The following is an 18,172-nucleotide window of genomic DNA, read 5'->3' as shown; positions in this document are numbered from 1 at the left end:
GAGCGTCACTTCGACACCAGGCCACATCGTGAGTGATTGCAGCGGTTGCAGGATTTCAGCCCGATGACGGTGATGAGCCTGAGCGTCCCAGTCGTGCCAGCCGAGGCCAAGAAGCACGATAGTGCAGCCTAGATCCTGCGTGTGGTCTTCAAGGCATCGAAGCGGCTTGCCGGGTGCCTTGAGGGCAGTGGTTGCCTATTTGAAACCGTGTGCCGCAACGCTGCGCGCCTGCGCGTGATACGCGATGAAGCCGGTGGCCGGCAGCGCGCGCGAGAACAGCCAGCCCTGCGCAAGATCCACGCCGTGTGCGCGCAGGTAATCCAGTTGCTCCTGGCGCTCCACGCCTTCGGCAATCGTACGTAGCTGCAACGTCTTGGCCATTTCGATGATGTGCGCGGTCACCGAACTGGTGGCCGAGTGGGTGCCGATGGTGTCCACGAACGACTTGTCGATCTTCAACGCATCCAGTGGCAGGCCTTGCAGATACTGCAGGCTCGAATAGCCGGTGCCGAAGTCGTCGATCGACACCGTATGGCCGGCACCGCGTAGATGGGTGATGGTGGTGCGCGCCGCATCGATGTCCATCAGGCTGCGCTCGGTCGCCTCCACCCACAATTGTCCGCTGTTCACACCCGTGCCTTGCAGGGCTTGCGCCAGTACCGACTGCACACGGCCGCTCTTGATGTCGCCGGCTGAGACGTTGATGGCCACATGCAGCGCGGGATCGGCGGCCAGGGTGGGGCCGAGGTCGCGGATGACTTCGGCCACTACCAGATCGGTGATCGGCAGGATCAGGCCGCTCTCTTCTGCCAATGGAATGAACGCATCCGGCGGCACCAGCACGCCGTCCGGCTGTTGCCAGCGCACCAGCGCCTCGGCACCGACGCAACGGCCGTCGTCGAGCGCAATGATGGGCTGGTAGTGCACGATGAATTCGCCGCGCTGCACCGCAATCTCCAACCGTGCCAGCGGCGACAAGCGGCGTCGTGAAACCCACAGCACCAGGCCGACCAGCAGCACCGCCAGCGCGATGCCGGCCGGCACCACCTGCAGCCGTGCGGCGGCCAGCGGCCCGCGCAGATAGGCGGCAGGCTCGGTGACCACCGCGGCCCAGTCGCCGCGCCGGTCGCGGCCGGACAGCACCTGCGCGTCGGCGATGCTGCGGATGTCGGTGTCGGTGTCGGTGTCGGTGGCGTCGAGTGGCGTCACCAGCAACTGTTCGGCGGCGGTGCCGGTGCTGCTGAGAAGGTGCCCGTCGGGCGTGCCGATCGCCAGCTGCAGGCCGGGCGGGATGTTGATGTCGGTCAGCGTGTTCGGGTTGATCAGGACGTTGTAGTCGCCAAGCTGCAGTGCCATCAAGGGATGCTGCGGATTGGCCAGCGGCAACAGCCGGGTGGTCACCGCGATGCCGCGCTTGACCACGAAGTCCGGGCTGGTCTGCGGGATGCTGTCGGGCAGCTGCCCCCATGAGGTACAGCGCAAGCGGCGTTGCTGGAAATGTCCCAGTTCGACGATGTAGTGGTTGGTCAGCACCAGCGCGCGCATCTGCGCCAGATGCGCGGGCGAGCAGGACGGCATCCGTGAGGTGGCCATGCTCAGCAAGGCACCATGCGCTTCGTCGAAGGCGGTTTCGGTACGCCGGATCGACAGCGCTGCCAGCTGGCTGAGTCTGCTTTCTTCGCGCGACAACGCCAGCCGCCACGCCAGGTAGTAGGACAGGCCGATCGGAAGCGTTGCGCACAGCAGCACCAGTAGCACGGTCAGACTGATGATGCGTTGACGCTTCACGTCACCACCCGCATCGGCATGGGGGCCAGCTCATGCGCGCGGCCTCGTGTAACCGGCGCGGTGGACCATGATATGCGCGTACGCCAAGGCTGGATTACCGCGCGCCGTAGCGCGCCGTACCGGCGTGATGTGGACCACAGATATGGACGGATGAGGCTGCACGTCGCGAATGTACGACACACGCGTGCATTGCGCGCGTCCGTCGAGCGAAGTCGACGTGATTTTTCTGCCGCCAGGTGGATGTGCGCTGCGGCAGTTGCCACAGCCATTGGATTCACGCGCCTGCACGCAGGTGCGCGTTAGGGTCGGTACGTCTGCGCTCGCCAACGCGGGCTGCGGGACCACCCGGTCCCCTGCAAGGCGCTCTCACTGGAGGAATCACCCATGACAACGCAGAAAGAACGCGTCGGCGGCACCGATGCGGTACCGATCTTCAAGATGCACGAAACCACGCGCGATGGCGAACTGGTCAAGTACGTGGTCGGCGACACCGGCGTGGCCTTCGACAGCCTGGAAGGCGCGCAGGCTGCCGCCAAGGATCTGGGCACGCTCAACGGCTGAGTAGGACCGTTGAGTGCGACGGTTGATGACAACGGGCGACCTGGTCACCCCCGCAATCGCCGCAGTCGAAGCGGCCGGAGCGGAGAAGCGGCGCAGCTTAGTGCGGCGCGGTTTCCATGCTCCGGCCGTTGTTGTATGGGGTTGAGTTTCCGGGTCTGTTTGCAGCGGAGTGCTCGATCGCAGTGGCGCTTTGGATCAGCTAACAACCCGTGGCGAGCAGTCGTCAGTTGGGTATGGATGGCGCGCTCAGAATCGGAGTGGACGACTGGTCCGTGCCGCACCGTGCACCCGCCGCGCCTGCCTGATGGCGGCGCAGTCGTTTTGTTAGCCGCCCTCAGTTAGCAATGCTGCCGGCAGCTTGCACCGATGCCTGGCTTGTGGGCCCGATGCAGGACGACTTCGTTAACAACACGTCGCGCTCAGCGCGTATGGGCGAGCTGTGGCCATGTGGTGCATGACGCGCGCTGATCAGCGGCGTACTGGGAGTCGAGGACCAGCCGCATCTTGCGGAGTGCATGCCCAGGCCGCGGCTGACTTGCGCCGCGCACTGACAGTGATCGCCACGCACCCTCAGGGAAGCGGTTGCTCGGTCAGCCGCCCGGTGTGCGGGGTGTGGATCAGTGGCGCCAGGTCGAACCCCTGTTCGCGCGCATGTGCCAGGTAGGCCTGGGCGATGTTTTCGTCCAGCTGCGGCAGGCGCGCCAGCAGCCACAGATAGTTGCGATCAGGGCTGCCCACCAATGCGGCGGTGTATTCCGCATCGACCCGCATCACCCAGTAATCGCCCTTGGTGAAGGGAATCCAGCGCAGGCCTTCGGGCAGGAAAGTCACTTCGAGCCGGGCATTTGTCGCGTCGATGGCGCGCGCCTGACCGACCGCTTCCTCCAACGCGCCGGCCGCGGTCAGGCAGCGGTTCTGCACGCGCACAGTGCCATCGTCTTGCAGCGAATAGTGCGCCGACACATCGGTACAGTCCGCATCCTCGAAGCGGATCGGCAACCTGGCGATCTCGTACCAGGTGCCGAGATAGCGGTTCAGATCCAGCGACGCAACGGTGATCAGTTCGGGAAATCGGCTCATGACAGCCTCTGCGCAAGGGGATGGCAGACGTTGTACGTGCATGGCCATGAAGTGGATGTTGGGACGCGCAGACCGGCTGCCAGGTGCTGGCCATCGTTTGTGCTGCCACTGCCGGTGCCTGTTTGTCGTCGACGTCGTGCATAAGCTGTTGGTTGCTTCCGCCCGGTGGCGCGCGATCGACCGTTGTCGGCGCAGCCAGACAAGCGCGGCTCACAACACTACTGTGCGACCACTATGTGGGCGTGGCCGGCGCTCTGGTGCGACATGGGCCACTCGTCTACTTGTGGTTCTGGAGTGCGCCGTCCACACCCGCCTTACGACTGCTCGCTACATTTTGTGCGCCGCGCCGCGCTACGCCGCGCTGGCGGCAGTCAGTGCGCGATCCAGCTTGCGATAGCCGATCGCTTCGGTCAGGTGGCGTGTGGCAATGGTGGCGCTGTCGTCCAGATCGGCAATGGTGCGCGCCACGCGCAGGATGCGATGCATCGAGCGCGCGGACAGCTGCAGATGCTCGATCGCACGTTCCAGCAGCAGTTGGTCGTCGTTGTGCAGCCGGCAATGGCGATCGGTGTCCGGCTGATCGAGTTGCGCATTGGGCAGCGCGCTGCGTGCGAGCTGGCGCTGCCGCGCGGCAACCACACGCGCACGCACGCTGGCGCTGTCTTCGCCCAGGTTGCCGCTGCGCAATGCCTGTGGCGGCAACCGCGGCACGTCGACATGCAGGTCGATGCGGTCCAGCAGCGGCCCGGAGATGCGGCTGCGATAGCGGCGGATGCTGTCGCTGCTGCAGCGGCACCGCCCGCTGCCATCGCCGGCCCACCCGCAAGGACATGGGTTCATCGCCGCCACCAGTTGAAACCGTGCTGGGAAATCCACGCTACGCGCTGCCCGCGAGATCGTGACCAGACCCGATTCCAACGGCTCGCGCAGCACCTCCAGCGTCTGTCGTTGCCACTCTGGAAGTTCATCCAGAAACAGCACACCGTTATGGGCCAGCGAGATCTCTCCGGGGCGCGGATGCGTGCCGCTGTGAATTCCATTTAATTAAGCGATTCAATGTATTGCAAACCAACGCTCTGACGAGGATGATTCCAGCAAATGGCACGACCCAGTTACTGCAATAGAGGCGACTGCCTCTGGGATGCTATCTAATGGCGCGACTGAGTTCTGACACCCCTGTACGTGAGCTCCGGACAAGCCGGAGAAGCCTTACCGGGCGCGTGACTCTCGGCGATGGGGGTGTCGCCAATTTTGAGTCTTCGCTAGAGCGCGATTGGCTGCTGGCGCTCGACTTCGACCCCCGTGTGCGAGCTATCCAGGTCCAGCCCTTCTCTCTCCATTACCAGCATCAGGGAGCGACGCGCCGCTACACGCCGGACGTGCGAGCTGACTACAGCCTCGCATCGGGTACCGCCACCTTGGTGTACGAGGTGAAGCCTCACGGAGAACTGCAGGCAAACTGGTCGGTATACCGCCCGCGGTTCAAGGCTGCCGTCAGGTACTGCCGGGGTCAAGGCTGGCGCTTCAAGGTTGTGACAGAGCGGCACATCAGAACGGCGCTGCTGGATAACGCCAGGTTCCTGCGCCGCTATCGACTACTGCCCGAGCAGGATCTTTATGTGCAGCAGCTCCTGTACACGCTGCGGGCACTGGGCATGACCACGCCACAGGCGCTCCTGGCAGCGGCCTATTGGGCCGAAGAATCGCGCATGGCGGCGCTGCCAATGCTGTGGAAGCTCATTGCAACCCGCCGACTCGGTACGGATCTCCAAATGCCGCTCACGATGAGCGCGCCCATTTGGTTGCCGGGGAGCGGCGCATGAGTGGTATTTCCAAAGCGTTCTTCTGCGCCGTGCCCGGCCAGCTGGTCGCATATGGTGATCGACGCTTTCGCATAACCCATCTGCTGTCCGTCGACAGCGTGCTTGCAGTCGATATAGAAAGCCACCAGAGCCAGCGCCTGCGGGTTGAGTCCATCACGCCGCTCGCGCCGGAAGTAGCAAGCGAATCCCGGACTGAGATCGAGCGCGACTTAGCGCAGTACAGCAAAGATGAGTGGGCAGAAGCCCAGCGGCGTTTCGCTGCGATCAAACCATTGCTCGTAGATCCGCTACGCACGCGCGCCATGGTCGAGAAGCTCGCTGAGAAAGAGCGCATTCACACGTCGACCTTGTATAAGTGGTTGAAGCTTTACCAGACGGCAGGGCATGTCTCGGCGCTAGTTCCGGAGAAGCGCGGTCGCAAGAGCGGCACGCTGTTGCTCCGCGATGAGCAGGAAAAGGTGATCGGCTCTGCCATTGAAGATGTGTATCTGAGCAAGCAGCGTCACAACAAACAGGACGTTGTAGATGAGGTGATCCGACGTTGCCGTTTGTCCAAGATTGAGGCGCCCAGCGCGAACACCATCCGAAGCCGCATCGCCGCTGTGGAACCTGCGCAGGCATTACGCCGCCGCGGGTTTCGAGACATCGCGCGTAATCGCTACGAGGCAATCCAGGGTGCCTTTCCGGGTGCAACCCACCCGCTTGCCGTCGTCCAGATCGATCATACCGAGGCGGACGTTATTCTCGTGGATGAGGTACATCGCCAACCCATCGGGCGCCCCTGGATGACGCTGGCAATCGATGTGTACAGTCGCATGGTTGCAGGTATTTACGTAACCTTCGAGAAGCCAGCGGCGATTTCTGTAGGCATGTGCCTGGCGCAGGCGATCTGCCCCAAACGGGAATACATGGCCGAGCTCAGTGTTGGCGGTGAATGGCCAGTGTGGGGCACGATGAGTGTGGTCCATAGCGATAACGGCAAGGAGTTTCGAGGCCAGATGCTCAAGCGGGCCTGCGAGGAGTACGGCATGGACCTGCAATGGCGTCCGGTCACGCTCCCGCACTTCGGCGGTCACATTGAGCGGCTAATGGGCACTATGGCCAACCAGCTCCGCAAGCTGCCGGGCGCAACCTTCTCCAACCCCCAACAGCGCCGTGGCTATGACTCCGAAGCTATGGCGGCACTGACGCTCAAGGAGTTCGAGAACCATCTGGTCGACTTCATCGTCAACGTTTATCACCAGCGCGTGCATTCCGAGCTCGGAATGTCGCCCAAGACCAAGTGGAGCCTAGGCATCCTGGGCGATGCTAACTCCACGGGCACCGGCATGTTCCCGATTCCGGAAGATCCGTTGCGGATCCATTTGGACTTCATGCCGTTCTTCCATCGTTCCGTGCAGCAGTACGGAATCCAGATCGACAACATCAGTTACTACGATCCAGTTTTGGATCCGTACGTCAGCGCCGTGGATCCAGACAATGCTAAGGCCAAGCGCGAATTCTTGATCCGACGCGATCCGCGGGACATCAGTAAGGTGTACTTCCTGGATCCCAAGGACGGCCGTTATACGGCACTGCCTTACCGCAACATTGGCTATCCGGCGATGAGTGCCTGGGAGCTGAGAGAAGTCCAGGCGCGATTGAAAGCCGAAGGCCGTCGTGGTGTGGATGAGAACCTGATCTTCGAGGCCTTGGAGCGCATGCGCTCCAAGGTCGCCGAGGCTAAACAGAAGAGCAAGGCAGCCAGGCGACAGGCCACCCGGAACCCCGCCACTGCCAATCATCACTTCCCAAAGCCTATGGCGTCCTCTTCAGTGTCGTATCTGCCGGCGCCAACGTCCACGATCGAGCCAGATCCGTTCGATGAACCCATCAGGCCCTTCGATGAGGTTTCGCTCGTCCGATGACGCGATATAGCCACCTCAGCCCTGCCGTTGCGCAGGCCCTGGAGCTGCCCAAGTCCGAGCGGATCACGTTCTGCCAAACTGATCGCTGGATCGGCTATACCAGAGCCACGCAGGTCCTGGATCAGCTGGACCAACTGCTGACTTATCCGCGCAGCCTGAGGATGCCGAACCTGCTGGTGGTCGGACGTAGCGGCAACGGCAAAAGCTCGATCATCGAACACTTCACCAACCGGCATCCCGTGCAGATGACGGAGTCAGGTTCACCTATCGCACCCATCCTGCGCATGGAGATGCCGGAGACGCCGGACGAGACGGAATTCTGGTCGACGCTTCTATGGTCACTGGCGATCTCGCATCGCGAGAAGGATCCGGCCTCTATCAAGAAGCGACAGGCTAAGTCTGTCTTGCAATATGCCGGCGTGCGCCTTCTGGTGATTGACGAGTTCAACAATCTTACAAACGCGGGCAAAGCCGCTGGCGATCTGCTGGCCGCCATCAAGGGACTTAGTAACGAGTTGAAGATATCGATCGTCGCAGCCGGCACCCAGGCGGCGATCAATGCACTGAACTCCGATCCACAGATGAAGTCGCGCTTCGAGCCCACGGCGTTGGATCGTTGGAAGCTTAACAGTGAGTATCTGCGTTTCCTGGCCAGCTACGAGCAATTGCTGCCGCTCGCCGAGCCCTCGCAACTAGCGAGTCGAGAGCTGGCGCCCAAGCTCTACGGCATGGCAGGTGACACGATTGGCGGTACGGTGAAGTTGCTCAAGGCTGCATCGGCGCACGCCATCAGTACCGGAGTTGAGCGCATCACGTCGAATGTCTTGGATGATCTAGGCTGGACGCGTCTAGGCGACTGGGATGCGGTCGCGCGCGTGGTGTGATTTAGATGCATTGGCCGCTGCCACTGGAACCGCATGAAGATGAGCTGCTGAGCTCGTTCCTAGTAAGGTCTGCACACCGTCATGGTTTGTCGCCCTACCGCTTCTGCGCATTTCACTTTCCGGATGCTTCGGTCTGGAATCGCGACATTGATTATTCTGCATCGGACGCGCTGCTTGCGGCGATCGCAGTCAAGGCAGGGCTAACGCCCGCGCGCGTGATGCAGATGAAGCTGCGCAGTGTGGAGGACATGCCGGAAAAGGGTTTGGCACGCGGATCGGCACCTTGGATCAATAGGGTCGGTATCTATCATCGCCTGCGGCGACGCTGGGGTTTGCAGTATTGTCCCGATTGCTTGGCAGAGCAGCCTGTCCTCTACCGAGCTTGGCGTATGTCTTGCATTGTGGTGTGCAGCCGACACCGGCGGCTTCTCCAGGACGCTTGTCCACACTGCGATGCGCCGTTAGCCATCCACCGGCAACTGCTCTCAGCGCAGTTGTGTCACCACTGCAGCCGCGTGCTGGGTAGAACGCCAGAGGAGCCAAATATGTCGATTGACACGGTGCTTCTAGCGCAGTCCTATTTTCAGCGTGTCCTGCAAAGTGGCACTGCGGAGATTGGTGGTCGGTCTGTCTGTAGTGAGGAGTTGTTTCAGGGCGCTCGGGTACTGGCCAGCCTTCTGGCGCCTGCCTGGCTTCCGCAAGATCCTGCCGAACATTACCGCCCGTCGCTGGAGCAAGCCCGTGTACAGGCCCGGGCCTGCATCGTGCTGCGCGTTGCCAAAGTGTTGGCCCTCTGGCCGATCAGATTTAGGCAGACCGCTAGTGAGCAACATTTGACGCAGAGAAGCTTCGCACGCAGATCGTTGCCGGATTGGTTGAAGTCAGCGGTAGACGAGCTGCCTGCAGGACGGACACGCCATGCTCTGCCTAGAAAACACCACTCGCTGCGAGCCAAATTGGAACAGGATCGGCGTCGTAACGCGGATTGGCGATCCGCGCGCGCAGCGCTGCTGTGGCACGCCGCGAGCAAATGAGCATCGACTCCAAAGGGCAGCGATACTGCGATGAGTGCGGCCGCGCCATTATCAAGGCCCATCGTCTCCACAAGGGGGCGGACTATTGCTCGTCGTGCTATCCCCGAGTTTTTATTCCTCTGCCGTGTGCTCGATGCGCGCGGCAGACGCGAACCCATCGACACGCTGCCGTCGAGCCCATCTGTCGGCCCTGCGATAGGGAGACCCGCAAGTGCCTTCGTTGTGAGCGTCCGGTGCGACAAAAGGCAGCGCGCTTGGTGGACGGGCGGCCTGTGTGTGCTTCATGCGCGCCTTACTTCCGGCAGCCCGAACCTTGCACGTGGTGTGGCGTGGAGAGCGTCCACCTATCCCGGGCGCCGCGCCTTGGGATCGAGGACAAGATCTGCGATGCCTGCCGTAACAAGCTGACCCATCGAAGCTGTGGAACCTGCCGGCGTTATCGACCGGTTGCCGGCCTGCTGCCTGACGGTAAGCCCCACTGCGATGCGTGCATGCCTGGGGACGAGCAGGTCCACGCATGCCCGGGATGCGGATCGATACTGCCAGGTGGCGGTCAAGGCCGGTGCACCGCGTGTTTGAACCGGGAGCGCATCGAGCGTGATGCCGCAGTCCAAGTTATGGCGCTGGAGCGGGATTGGTCACGAGCGGCGTATCTGGGCTTTGGTCAGTGGCTGCTTGGGGCGCAACCCGACAAGCCGCATCTGACCAAGGTCTTTGCCGGCCATTTTTCCTTCTTCGCCCGTCTGGATGCTTCGGTCGCCGGTCCGTGCAAGCTGAGAGGCAACGGCTTGCTAGAAATGTTCAGCGTCGCTGAGCTGCGAAAGCATGTCCTGCCGGTGCGCTTCCTTGGCGCGCACGCCGGTGTCGACTTGGATGAGGCTGCCAAGGTCGAGCAGGTCGAGCGAGGTCGGATCACTGAGAAGCTTCTCGCGATACGGCGTGCGCCCTATGCCACAGTACTGAAGCGCTATGTCCGCTGGCTGGACGACAAGGGGACGCCGACCCGCACGATTCGCCTTTACCTGACCGCGGCAAGCCAGCTATGCAAAATAGAAGGGCTTGGCGAGAGCGGCCAATGTAGCAACGTCCAGCTGCAGCACTTCCTGCGCCGGCATCCGGGCGCGCGGGCAAGCCTGTTCCGTTGGCTTACCTTTGGTCGGACAGTCTTGGGCTGGGAGGTCATCATGCCGCAGCGCACCTCCAGTAAGGATCGGCCGCCCCGGACCGTGCGGGATCTTTCGGTGCTCGTGGGTAAGATCGAGAAGGTCGGTTTGGAGCAGGCTCCATTGGAACTCTTGCACCGAGTTATCGCAAAGACATTTGGCTTCACCGTTAAACGTCTCATTGCTCGCCAGTGGCATCTACTCGAGAAAGACGAACAAGTTCATCTGTCTGATGGGTACGAAAGTATTCGCGTCCCGGAACCCATGCGGCATCTGGTAAAAGCATGGTCAAGCCGAATGGACGCAGCCTCCGGTTAATTAAGCCAGCGCCGCGACTTTAGGCGCTGACAACGGTGTAGTACGTCTAGCTCGTGGAAGTCAGTAGTCTATCTATCCAGAAGCTGGTTTAAGCGCCGCTGTGGATTATATGACTTCGCGCATACTCTGCATGCGGAGCTGAAACGCATTGGTCATATAAAAGCGTTCATCACAGACTGCGTTAGAGATAACACGTAGTGCAGTAAAAAATTTTAAAGACCGCAGGCCAATAGCAAGGGCGATCGCAGTCTAAACACAGTCGCTATGCTCTAGATTTTCTGTAGTGAAATGTCGACACGCTGTGCAGAGCTATCAACGCGCTGACTATCAATTGGTTCTAAGAAGTCAGGAGGTGAAAGGGGATGCTGTTCGATGACAAACCGCACGATATTATTCGTCAAACCAGCGCGCAGTAGCGCGTGGAAGTCGTTTATAGTCGCCAATGGCTGGTCGCGGCGTAACACGTGACGCCAGTTCAACCCCTGATTTACGTTTGACTCCCAGTGTAGAAGATTGACTAATGCCCTATAAGCGGGCTGCGCACCATGGCTACCAGCTGTCGCATGAAGATGGATGTGCGTATCGGAATGCTCCTGTACCTCATCCAGCTCTGCGGTCACAAAAAGCTGAAATACGCCTTGATCGAGATCGTAGTACTTCAGTCCCTTACCTGTGGTGAAGTACATTTCGTCGACCACGGTGTGCCATTGCTGGATCGAATGATCATCGCAGCCCACGGTTTCAATTAGCCGTTCTTTCTTAACGCTGATGTGAAAGCCCGCAAGCTCCTCTAATACATACATCACGTCACCCGCCAGTACACCTAGCAGGTTTTCTTTGATCGCATCGGTAAAGGTGATGGTGTAGTTCTTGTTCGCTTGCTTCAAATGGCGAGCTTCGAACAGTACCCACAAACTTCGATAGCGCCACGCGATAAGCAACGGCATGCCCACTAAACTGGCATAGTTTTGAAGCTTTTTGAGATAGTCAGGCTTGAAGTAGAGTCTATTGTCTGACTTAGACTTCACCTCGATAAGTAAGGGCGTTATATTAGTCTGTGACGAAAACCGGGCGAGCAAATCGGGGACTTGGTATATCTGTTTGGACGCCGATGGCACCTGAAGTTGATCGAGCTTGTGTAGTAGCTCGCAGCGACCCAGCCAAGTGCACAAAACAGAAAACTCGTCCTCGGCAGTCAAGCCGATGTCTAATCTGCGCACTCGGTTAGCTACTTCGGTCGCCGAGGCCTCTTTGCCAAGTTCGGCAAGAGCCTCTTGGATCAGGCGGGCGAGCTCATGGTCACTAACAGCCGGTTCAGTTTTTTCCTTACTTGTCATTGTCTCTTCTTGAGAAGGCTTTTCGAATGGCATGAGAGCTGAAGGCTCTGTCTCCTAGTCGCTAATTGTCAGGTCGCAAGGTGAGTTCACACAGATCGCTGATCGTTAACTGCTTATCGCTTCCCGCCAAGAGTTCAATTCCCCGATGCACGTGCCGACGCAACAGCATACTGAGCTGTTTGGGATCGGTACCGCTACCGTCAAGGGCAGCGCGTTGCTGGAGCAGCGCCAAATAGACATTCCCCCATTCACCAGTGAGTACCTTCCAGCTCAGTTCGACATTGCTGTCTGCTATTAGCCGTGAGCCCCCGACAGAGCGGGGATCGGCTAGTGATACGCACAACGCCCAACGGCACAGCGCGTTCCAATGTTTGATGCCTGTAGACCGACGCAGCTTGACCAGCTGATCCTTGCTGCGTTCTGATAGCCGCAATGTGTCAATCATGCGCTGACTCCGGTAAGAATGTGAGCTGTTCGCCGCAACTCCGACCGCCCTTCGGTCGTGACATGTTCGATGTGATAAGTGGCACCAGTGGCCTCCGCGAGGTCTGTCCGTACGGACTCATCAAGTTCGGTGTCGGTAGCGAGAAGAACGACTTGGTGGGACGCTCGGACGAAGAATCGCTGTACTAAGCTGCTGCGATGGATCGAATCGAGGCGACCAAGAGGCGTATCAATGACGAGTGGCAACGGCCGTCCGCTGGCGCGGAGGATTGCCCAGATGGTGGAGATTGCTAGCAGCTGACGCTCGCCGGCCGACAGACGGTCTGCTGGCAAGAGCGTGCCATTTCCATCAACCAAGCTCATTGACAAAGTCTTTGGATCCACCCGTATGGTATCTACCATGCCAGCCTTGTGATGGAGCAGGGCAAAGCACTCGCTGACAAGATCACCCAATCGCTTTGCATGACGCTGGAGCATCGCGGCTCGGAAAGTATCCAAGGTGCCTCGCAATTCGTCCGATCGCGTCGAAATGAGGCCGGCCTCCCGACGTGCCTGTTCGTCACGCACGCTTCTTTCGAGCGTAGCTTGATAGCGCGACGAAGCCTCCTCGCGAATGCGGCGGGCCTGTGCCAGTTGCTGATCGCATGTAGCAAGCGTTGCTTCAGCAGCGGACTGCTCTACCACTGCACTCTGCCATACTTGGTGCGGAGCACTTGCATCATTCTTGTCTGGTAAGCGCTCCAGTTCTCGATCGATCTGATCAAGCCGTTCGACCGCCTCGCGCGTACCAAACAGGCTAGCCTGCAGGGTTGCCTCAATGCTAGGTAGCTGGGATACCGCTTCAGTAACCTGGGGGGGAGCAGCAGTTAAGGATAATTGCCTCAGACGCGTCTCTCGATCCTGGGCCAATAGCGCAGCCACCTGCTTGGCAAGCTTCGCATCACTGACCAGCGGGCTTAGCTGGTGTACGAGCCAAGCGTCTCGGGACTGGAGCTCATCTAGTGCACGGGCCGATCCTACCAGCGGATCGTTCTGACCGAACCGTTGCAGCGCACCTTTAACCAGAAGGAGTGGGGCAAGCCCGTAGGCGTGCTCACGAAGTTGGCGGCCTTGCCCCTGCCAGTGTGCCTCGGCGGCGTCGCGTTGCGCGAGTAGCCGCTGCCGCTGTGCGTCGGGTGCCCCGCCGGCTGTCTGCAAAGCCTCGGTAGCAGAGTTAAGCTCCCGCTTAGACCTTTCTGCTCGATTGACCAGCCCTCCACGCTGGAGGACGAGTTCCTGGACGCGGATATCTGCCAGTTCGGCCGCCTCGCGCAAGGGTGCGATGGATGCTTTCTCGCCGTCACCTAACGCCCTCTCCTTCCGGCGGCGCTCAAGGATTTTTAGGTCGTCAGTTAGTTGATCGACCAGGTCGAGTCCGAGCAGTGTGCGCACCGCGTTTTGCAGGACCTGTTGTGACTGGGCGGGATCGGCCAGTGCTGCGAGCTGCTCGCCGTCGAAGAAGCAAAACAGCGAAAGCTGCGCAGGTAGCCACTGTTCGATGGTGTCGGCCCAGGTGTCGGATAGGACCGCATCGACAATTCCGTCCAAGCTAACCGACAAATCTTCGCTAATAGTGCCTGGGTCGGAAAAGTCCCAGCTCCTGCACACCAGGTAGGTATGCATTACACCCTCGGTACGTACCTGTAGTTCAATTTCGACCAATGCAACTTCAGAGGCCGGAGTGCCTCGATGGATGAAGTCCTTCAGATGTCTCTCGTACCCGCGGCCATTGGAGAAAGACGGAGACCGCCGTCCATAAAGGCCAATGCGCAGAGATTCCAGCAGGGTAGTTTTGCCGCTTCCATTGAGGGCGAGCACGGCAGTGATGGGCTTGGTCTTGGAAGGGCCGGCTAATTCCAGGGTGTGACGCCCACGGTATACGCCCACATTCTGGACGGTGACAGATTTCAAAATCATGTAGCTTCAATCTCGGAGACACTAATTAGGGTCAGCTCAAGGCGACGGGAATCTAGATCCGGCTTGCCGGCCAGGGCCTCGACCTCGTTTTGCAGAGACAGCTTGTAAGAGGTTGCCTGTTCGGCATCTTCGTGTAGTCCGCGCAGCAAAGTGCGCTCCAGAGCGGGGAATAAACCTTGGCGGCGTGTCATTGCGCGATGCCGGCGCTCGGTGGACAGTAGGTCGCGAATCGTCTCGTAACGGATCAGGTCATCGCCGCATGCTTGGCGAAGCAAGTCCAGATCATCAGCCGAGAAGCACTCGTTTTCGTCCAGGGCCGGCTCCGGAAAGGCTGTGCCGGTTGCTTCGAAATAGACCTGAGGCAGTACATCCTCAATCTCATGCTTGTCGACCACCCAGATGCGGCGAATCTCAGCCAGCTCGCCGTGAGTAATGAGCTCGATGTCACGTACCTCCTCGGGGCCATTCTGTCGCAACCATTGCTGGACCTGTAGAACCCGGCTCAGCCAGTATCGGCGAGACTTCTGTGTGTAGGGCCCAGGAATGTTGCGTCCGTTGAATAGCTGGACAGACCCGTTCATGCGACGAAAGTCGCGTAGAGGACGGTCATCTTTGACGTCCAGTTCATTGCGTAACGACAGGAGAGGGAGCATCCACTCCTTCTCCTGATCGTTCTGAATCATCGCCTGCATCGATTTGTCCTGTTCGACCATGGTGCATACCCAGCATCCAAAACGGCTGCTGCCGCAACTCGGAGTGCTTTCGTCAACAACCAGGGGGCATTCACCGTCAGCTGAGGCCCCTTGATAAAGGGTCAGTAAGTCACGGTTGCGGTAGCCCCACGGGTTGGCGACCTGCATCAGGTAAGTCCACACGTCGTCGTTGGTCCAGTCCTCAACCGGGCTGTAGACAAGCGAGTTCGGCAGATTGGCGTTGGGACTCAGTCGATCGCGAACGCGGCCGCGCTCGTGACGCTCCATGGACTTGGCACGCGCCACGCTTTCGTGCTTGCGGATGCCCAGAACCAAAATAGCTTCGCCCTGCTCACGGATCACATCGGTAATGAAGGTGTTAGACGGCTTGATCTTCAGGCGGTCAGTGCACCAGCGGAACTTCGGTCGCGGCGCAGGGTAGCCCTTGCCGATCAAATTGACCCAGAAGGTGTTGGCCACATCTGGGGTAAGACGGCGAGGTTGGAAGGGCATACCGGTAGCAGTGGCCACCTTCTGCATCTGCTCCAAGGACTTGGACACCCAGGCAGCGACGACTGGATTCTCAACCAGAGTATCTGTGCTGATTACAAAAACCGGCTTGGTGCGTTGTTCGACAGGAAGCTGCGAGATCGCTCGCCAGACCAGCTGTAAGGTCGCTGTTGAGTCCTTTCCGCCGCTGTAGCCCAGCACCCACGGAACCGTGTCGCTGGTGTACAGCTCGCGGATTTCATCGCTCAGCGCCTGCAAAGAAGAGGCCATGCCTGCCTCGGCGAAGGCGGACGTTGGTTTGGTTGAGTTTGGCTTAGCCATGGACATGGGTTCCTACGAGTGCAGCTTCCAGGTTCGCCTCGTCCGAAGACAACTTAACTCCTAGTGCCGTTTTGATGGCATTGGTAACCAATGCCACTTGGGTGCCTGACTTGCTGACCTTGCCGCCGAGCATGGCTCTCCCTTCCCAGAGAGCCCCATTTGCACGTGACCAGTCGATGCCCTGCAGGCCTTTGAGGCGCTTTTTCCAGTCTCGCGGATGCTGGCCGATTAGGCTGGCACCGGCTCGAGCAATAGCGTGCAGGACCAGGGCGTGTGAATGCAGTTGGTGCTGACGCACCATGGAAGAGCTGAGCTCGCCTGTGGAGACCTGCTGCCAAGCGGGGAACTGCTCGGCCACCACGGTCCAGAACTCGGCCAGCCGCGCCGCCGACACCTCATCGTTGCCTACGCGCAATGCCGGCATGACACTCATCGATGCCTGATAGAGGGCGCTAAGGGTGAAGAGCTTGCGCGAACGCTTGGCAAGCGTGCTCTTTTCCATCTCCGTCAGCGGATGGAACATCGGATCGCTGATGATCCACTGCTTGACCGCACGCCCGGAGTAGTCGCGTTGGTCATAGAGCACCCCAAGTGAAGTCGATGGCCGGATGGCGTGCCGATTCAGGTCGGCAAACATCTGCTGGCACCGTGCCAGTCCCACATCTACGAAGAACACCACAGCAATACTCTCATCCGCTAACTCGGAATTTTCGCGAATCGCAGTCTCAATAGCTGCGCGGCGGTGCTGTCCATCATTGATGACAAAGCGCGCATCCATTGCCACGTGTAGGCTGCCCAGCAGCCCCAGCTCCTGGCCGGTGGCGGGCGTAAACTCTGCAAAGCCGTCAATAGAGGCGGTCAGGGCAGAGAACGTGTAGTCAGCGCGATTGTCTAGAAGATAGCGGGCAATCTCGGGCACGCGCGCCTTGTTGAGGACTCGTTGAGCCCGCAACTCCGGTACCAGCTCTTCTTCGTTAAACAGGAAAATCTTGGGGATCAGGCGCAGCGGGCACATGGAGACGTAGTACTCCCGGCCCGCCTGGACGCCACGAATCGCCGGGAAGGTATAGCCGAAAGCAGAGGACGGCTGGCTTTTTCGAGGGGGCAGTTTGGCGGTGGGGGCCTTGGTCATAAATGGCTCTTGTATGTGGGCTGTATGTTATTCTACTGACATACAAGGTCAACTGAAAAATATGAGTACGTATCTGGACTGCAACGCGTCCTCGCCGATCGAGCCCGTGGTGCTGGAGCTGGTCGTGGATTGGCTGGGGCGGCCGGGCAATGCCGCCAGCCGGACCCATGAATACGGAGTGGAGGCTCAGCGCGCTGTGCAGCTTGCCCGGGATCAGGTGGCCGCCGTGATCGGCTGTCAGCGCAGTGAGGTCATCTTTACCAGTGGGGCGACCGAGGCCAATAACCTGGCCCTCCTCGGGCTCTATGAGGAGGGTCTGCGCACCGGGCGCAAGCACGTGGTGACTACGGCCATAGAACATAAGGCAGTGCTGGAACCTATCCGCTGGCTTGAAGAGCGTGGGTTCGTTGCTACCTATTTATCGCCGGATGTTGGCGGGCAGATTTGTGCCGCCCAGGTGCTCGCAGCGGTTCGTCCTGATACGTTGCTGGTGTCGGTCATGCACGCCAACAACGAGACTGGAGTGGTCCTGCCCATCGCGGCAATCGCTGACGGCCTAGCCGGCTGCGAGACGTACCTACACACCGATGCTGCGCAGGGCTTTGGCAAGGATCTGCCGGCTCTGCAACACCCGCGATTGGACCTTATCTCGATAAGCGGCCACAAAATCTACGCGCCACAGGGCATTGGTGCGCTAATCGCCCGACGCCGGCAATGGAAGCGCCCACCGCTCGCACCGCTGGCGTACGGCGGCGGTCATGAGCAGGGACTGCGCCCGGGCACATTGCCGGTAGCGCTGATCGCTGGATTGGGTTTGGCCGCCGAAATGGCCGTTAGCGACCAAGTGCGTAGACGGCAGATCAACCTACGCTATCGAGCGCAGGCCAAAGAGGCACTTGGCGAACTTGATGCCCAATATCCCTTCGAATCGGGACCAACACTTCCACATGTCCTATCCCTACGTATCCCCGGGATAGATTCTGAGGCGTTGATGCTGGCTCTCCGCGGCACGGCAGCCCTCTCCAATGGCTCGGCATGCAACTCGCAAGCCTATGAGGCGAGCCACGTCCTGGCTGCCACCGGTATGCGGGAGCCTGACCTAGATGAAATGATCCGCATCAGCTGGAGCCATCTGACTCCAAGCGTTGACTGGGCTCAGTTCGTCCTGGCGCTCTCGCCGCTTGCGCATCCGCGGAAAAACGCCTGAACACTGACTAGCTAC

At 60.0% G+C, this 18,172-nt stretch carries 14 protein-coding genes, 2 other RNA genes and 1 pseudogene; 8 read left to right on the top strand and 9 right to left on the bottom strand.

Annotation, left to right across the window (positions count from 1 at the left end; all coding sequences use genetic code 11):
- Nucleotides 1–195 precede the first annotated feature (195 nt).
- Nucleotides 196–1,788 (bottom strand): EAL domain-containing protein, encoded by a 1,593-nt coding sequence (locus ABQZ00_RS20470; protein ID WP_323538909.1) that lies wholly within the window; start codon nt 1,786–1,788, stop codon nt 196–198.
- Between the two features lie 384 nt (nt 1,789–2,172).
- Between ABQZ00_RS20470 and ABQZ00_RS20465 the strand changes: the two genes are divergently transcribed.
- Nucleotides 2,173–2,349, top strand: a complete 177-nt coding sequence (locus ABQZ00_RS20465; protein WP_005989247.1) for a hypothetical protein — start codon at nt 2,173–2,175, stop codon at nt 2,347–2,349.
- A 197-nt stretch (nt 2,350–2,546) separates the two neighbouring features.
- On the opposite strand, the gene ABQZ00_RS20460 is transcribed toward ABQZ00_RS20465, so the two are convergent.
- Together ABQZ00_RS20460 and ABQZ00_RS20455 are read right to left on the bottom strand one after the other, a co-directional pair.
- A non-coding RNA gene (locus tag ABQZ00_RS20460) (sX9 sRNA) lies at nt 2,547–2,623 on the bottom strand.
- Between the two features lie 296 nt (nt 2,624–2,919).
- Complete coding sequence (locus ABQZ00_RS20455) at nt 2,920–3,429, bottom strand: lipocalin family protein (protein ID WP_323538908.1); 510 nt, start codon at nt 3,427–3,429, stop codon at nt 2,920–2,922.
- A 264-nt stretch (nt 3,430–3,693) separates the two neighbouring features.
- On the opposite strand from ABQZ00_RS20455, the gene ABQZ00_RS20450 reads away from it, so the two are divergent.
- Nucleotides 3,694–3,772, top strand: a non-coding RNA gene (locus tag ABQZ00_RS20450) — sX9 sRNA.
- Between the two features lie 8 nt (nt 3,773–3,780).
- On the opposite strand, the pseudogene ABQZ00_RS20445 reads toward ABQZ00_RS20450, so the two are convergent.
- A pseudogene (locus ABQZ00_RS20445) lies at nt 3,781–4,464 on the bottom strand (ATP-binding protein); the annotation flags it as partial.
- A gap of 185 nt (nt 4,465–4,649) precedes the next feature.
- Between ABQZ00_RS20445 and ABQZ00_RS20440 the strand changes: the two are divergent.
- The 5 genes from ABQZ00_RS20440 (at nt 4,650) to ABQZ00_RS20420 (ending at nt 10,558) form a co-directional block, all read left to right on the top strand.
- A complete protein-coding gene (locus ABQZ00_RS20440; RefSeq protein WP_323538907.1) occupies nt 4,650–5,252 on the top strand; it encodes a TnsA endonuclease N-terminal domain-containing protein in 603 nt (200 codons plus the stop codon).
- On the top strand, nt 5,249–7,159 hold the full coding sequence (locus ABQZ00_RS20435; protein WP_323538906.1) for a TnsB C-terminal domain-containing protein: 1,911 nt from the start codon (nt 5,249–5,251) through the stop codon (nt 7,157–7,159). The genes ABQZ00_RS20440 and ABQZ00_RS20435 overlap by 4 nt, the downstream gene beginning before the upstream one ends.
- Entirely contained in the window at nt 7,156–8,043 is an 888-nt protein-coding gene (locus tag ABQZ00_RS20430; protein ID WP_323538905.1) for a TniB family NTP-binding protein, read from the top strand. Before ABQZ00_RS20435 ends, ABQZ00_RS20430 begins: the two co-directional genes overlap by 4 nt.
- 5 nt (nt 8,044–8,048) lie before the next feature.
- Nucleotides 8,049–9,077 carry a TniQ family protein gene (locus ABQZ00_RS20425; protein WP_323538904.1) on the top strand — a complete coding sequence of 343 codons (1,029 nt, stop codon included), beginning with the start codon at nt 8,049–8,051 and terminating at the stop codon, nt 9,075–9,077.
- Nucleotides 9,078–9,652: 575 nt separating this feature from the next.
- The gene (locus ABQZ00_RS20420) at nt 9,653–10,558 is read left to right on the top strand and encodes a hypothetical protein (RefSeq protein WP_323538903.1); all 906 of its coding nucleotides are present in this window, start codon (nt 9,653–9,655) and stop codon (nt 10,556–10,558) included.
- A gap of 269 nt (nt 10,559–10,827) precedes the next feature.
- On the opposite strand, the gene ABQZ00_RS20415 is transcribed toward ABQZ00_RS20420, so the two are convergent.
- The 5 genes from ABQZ00_RS20415 to dndB are packed head-to-tail and all read right to left on the bottom strand — an operon-like array spanning nt 10,828 to nt 16,950.
- The gene (locus tag ABQZ00_RS20415; protein WP_323539622.1) at nt 10,828–11,928 is read right to left on the bottom strand and encodes a hypothetical protein; all 1,101 of its coding nucleotides are present in this window, start codon (nt 11,926–11,928) and stop codon (nt 10,828–10,830) included.
- Nucleotides 11,929–11,956: 28 nt separating this feature from the next.
- Nucleotides 11,957–12,340 (bottom strand): DNA sulfur modification protein DndE, encoded by a 384-nt coding sequence (gene dndE, locus ABQZ00_RS20410; protein ID WP_323538901.1) that lies wholly within the window; start codon nt 12,338–12,340, stop codon nt 11,957–11,959.
- Nucleotides 12,337–14,295, bottom strand: coding sequence for a DNA sulfur modification protein DndD (gene dndD, locus ABQZ00_RS20405; protein ID WP_323538900.1), 1,959 nt, complete (start codon nt 14,293–14,295; stop codon nt 12,337–12,339). Before dndD ends, dndE begins: the two co-directional genes overlap by 4 nt.
- The gene (gene dndC / locus ABQZ00_RS20400; protein WP_323538899.1) at nt 14,292–15,818 is read right to left on the bottom strand and encodes a DNA phosphorothioation system sulfurtransferase DndC; all 1,527 of its coding nucleotides are present in this window, start codon (nt 15,816–15,818) and stop codon (nt 14,292–14,294) included. Before dndC ends, dndD begins: the two co-directional genes overlap by 4 nt.
- Nucleotides 15,811–16,950, bottom strand: coding sequence for a DNA sulfur modification protein DndB (dndB, locus tag ABQZ00_RS20395; protein WP_323538898.1), 1,140 nt, complete (start codon nt 16,948–16,950; stop codon nt 15,811–15,813). Before dndB ends, dndC begins: the two co-directional genes overlap by 8 nt.
- A gap of 61 nt (nt 16,951–17,011) precedes the next feature.
- On the opposite strand from dndB, the gene ABQZ00_RS20390 reads away from it, so the two are divergent.
- Nucleotides 17,012–18,157, top strand: coding sequence for an aminotransferase class V-fold PLP-dependent enzyme (locus ABQZ00_RS20390; protein ID WP_323538897.1), 1,146 nt, complete (start codon nt 17,012–17,014; stop codon nt 18,155–18,157).
- Nucleotides 18,158–18,172: the final 15 nt, after the last annotated feature.

It is taken from the genome of Xanthomonas sp. WHRI 10204 (genome assembly GCF_040202875.1).
Lineage (GTDB): Bacteria > Pseudomonadota > Gammaproteobacteria > Xanthomonadales > Xanthomonadaceae > Xanthomonas.
Note: the sequence above shows the minus strand (reverse complement) of the source record. Positions and strands in the feature narration are given on the sequence as shown.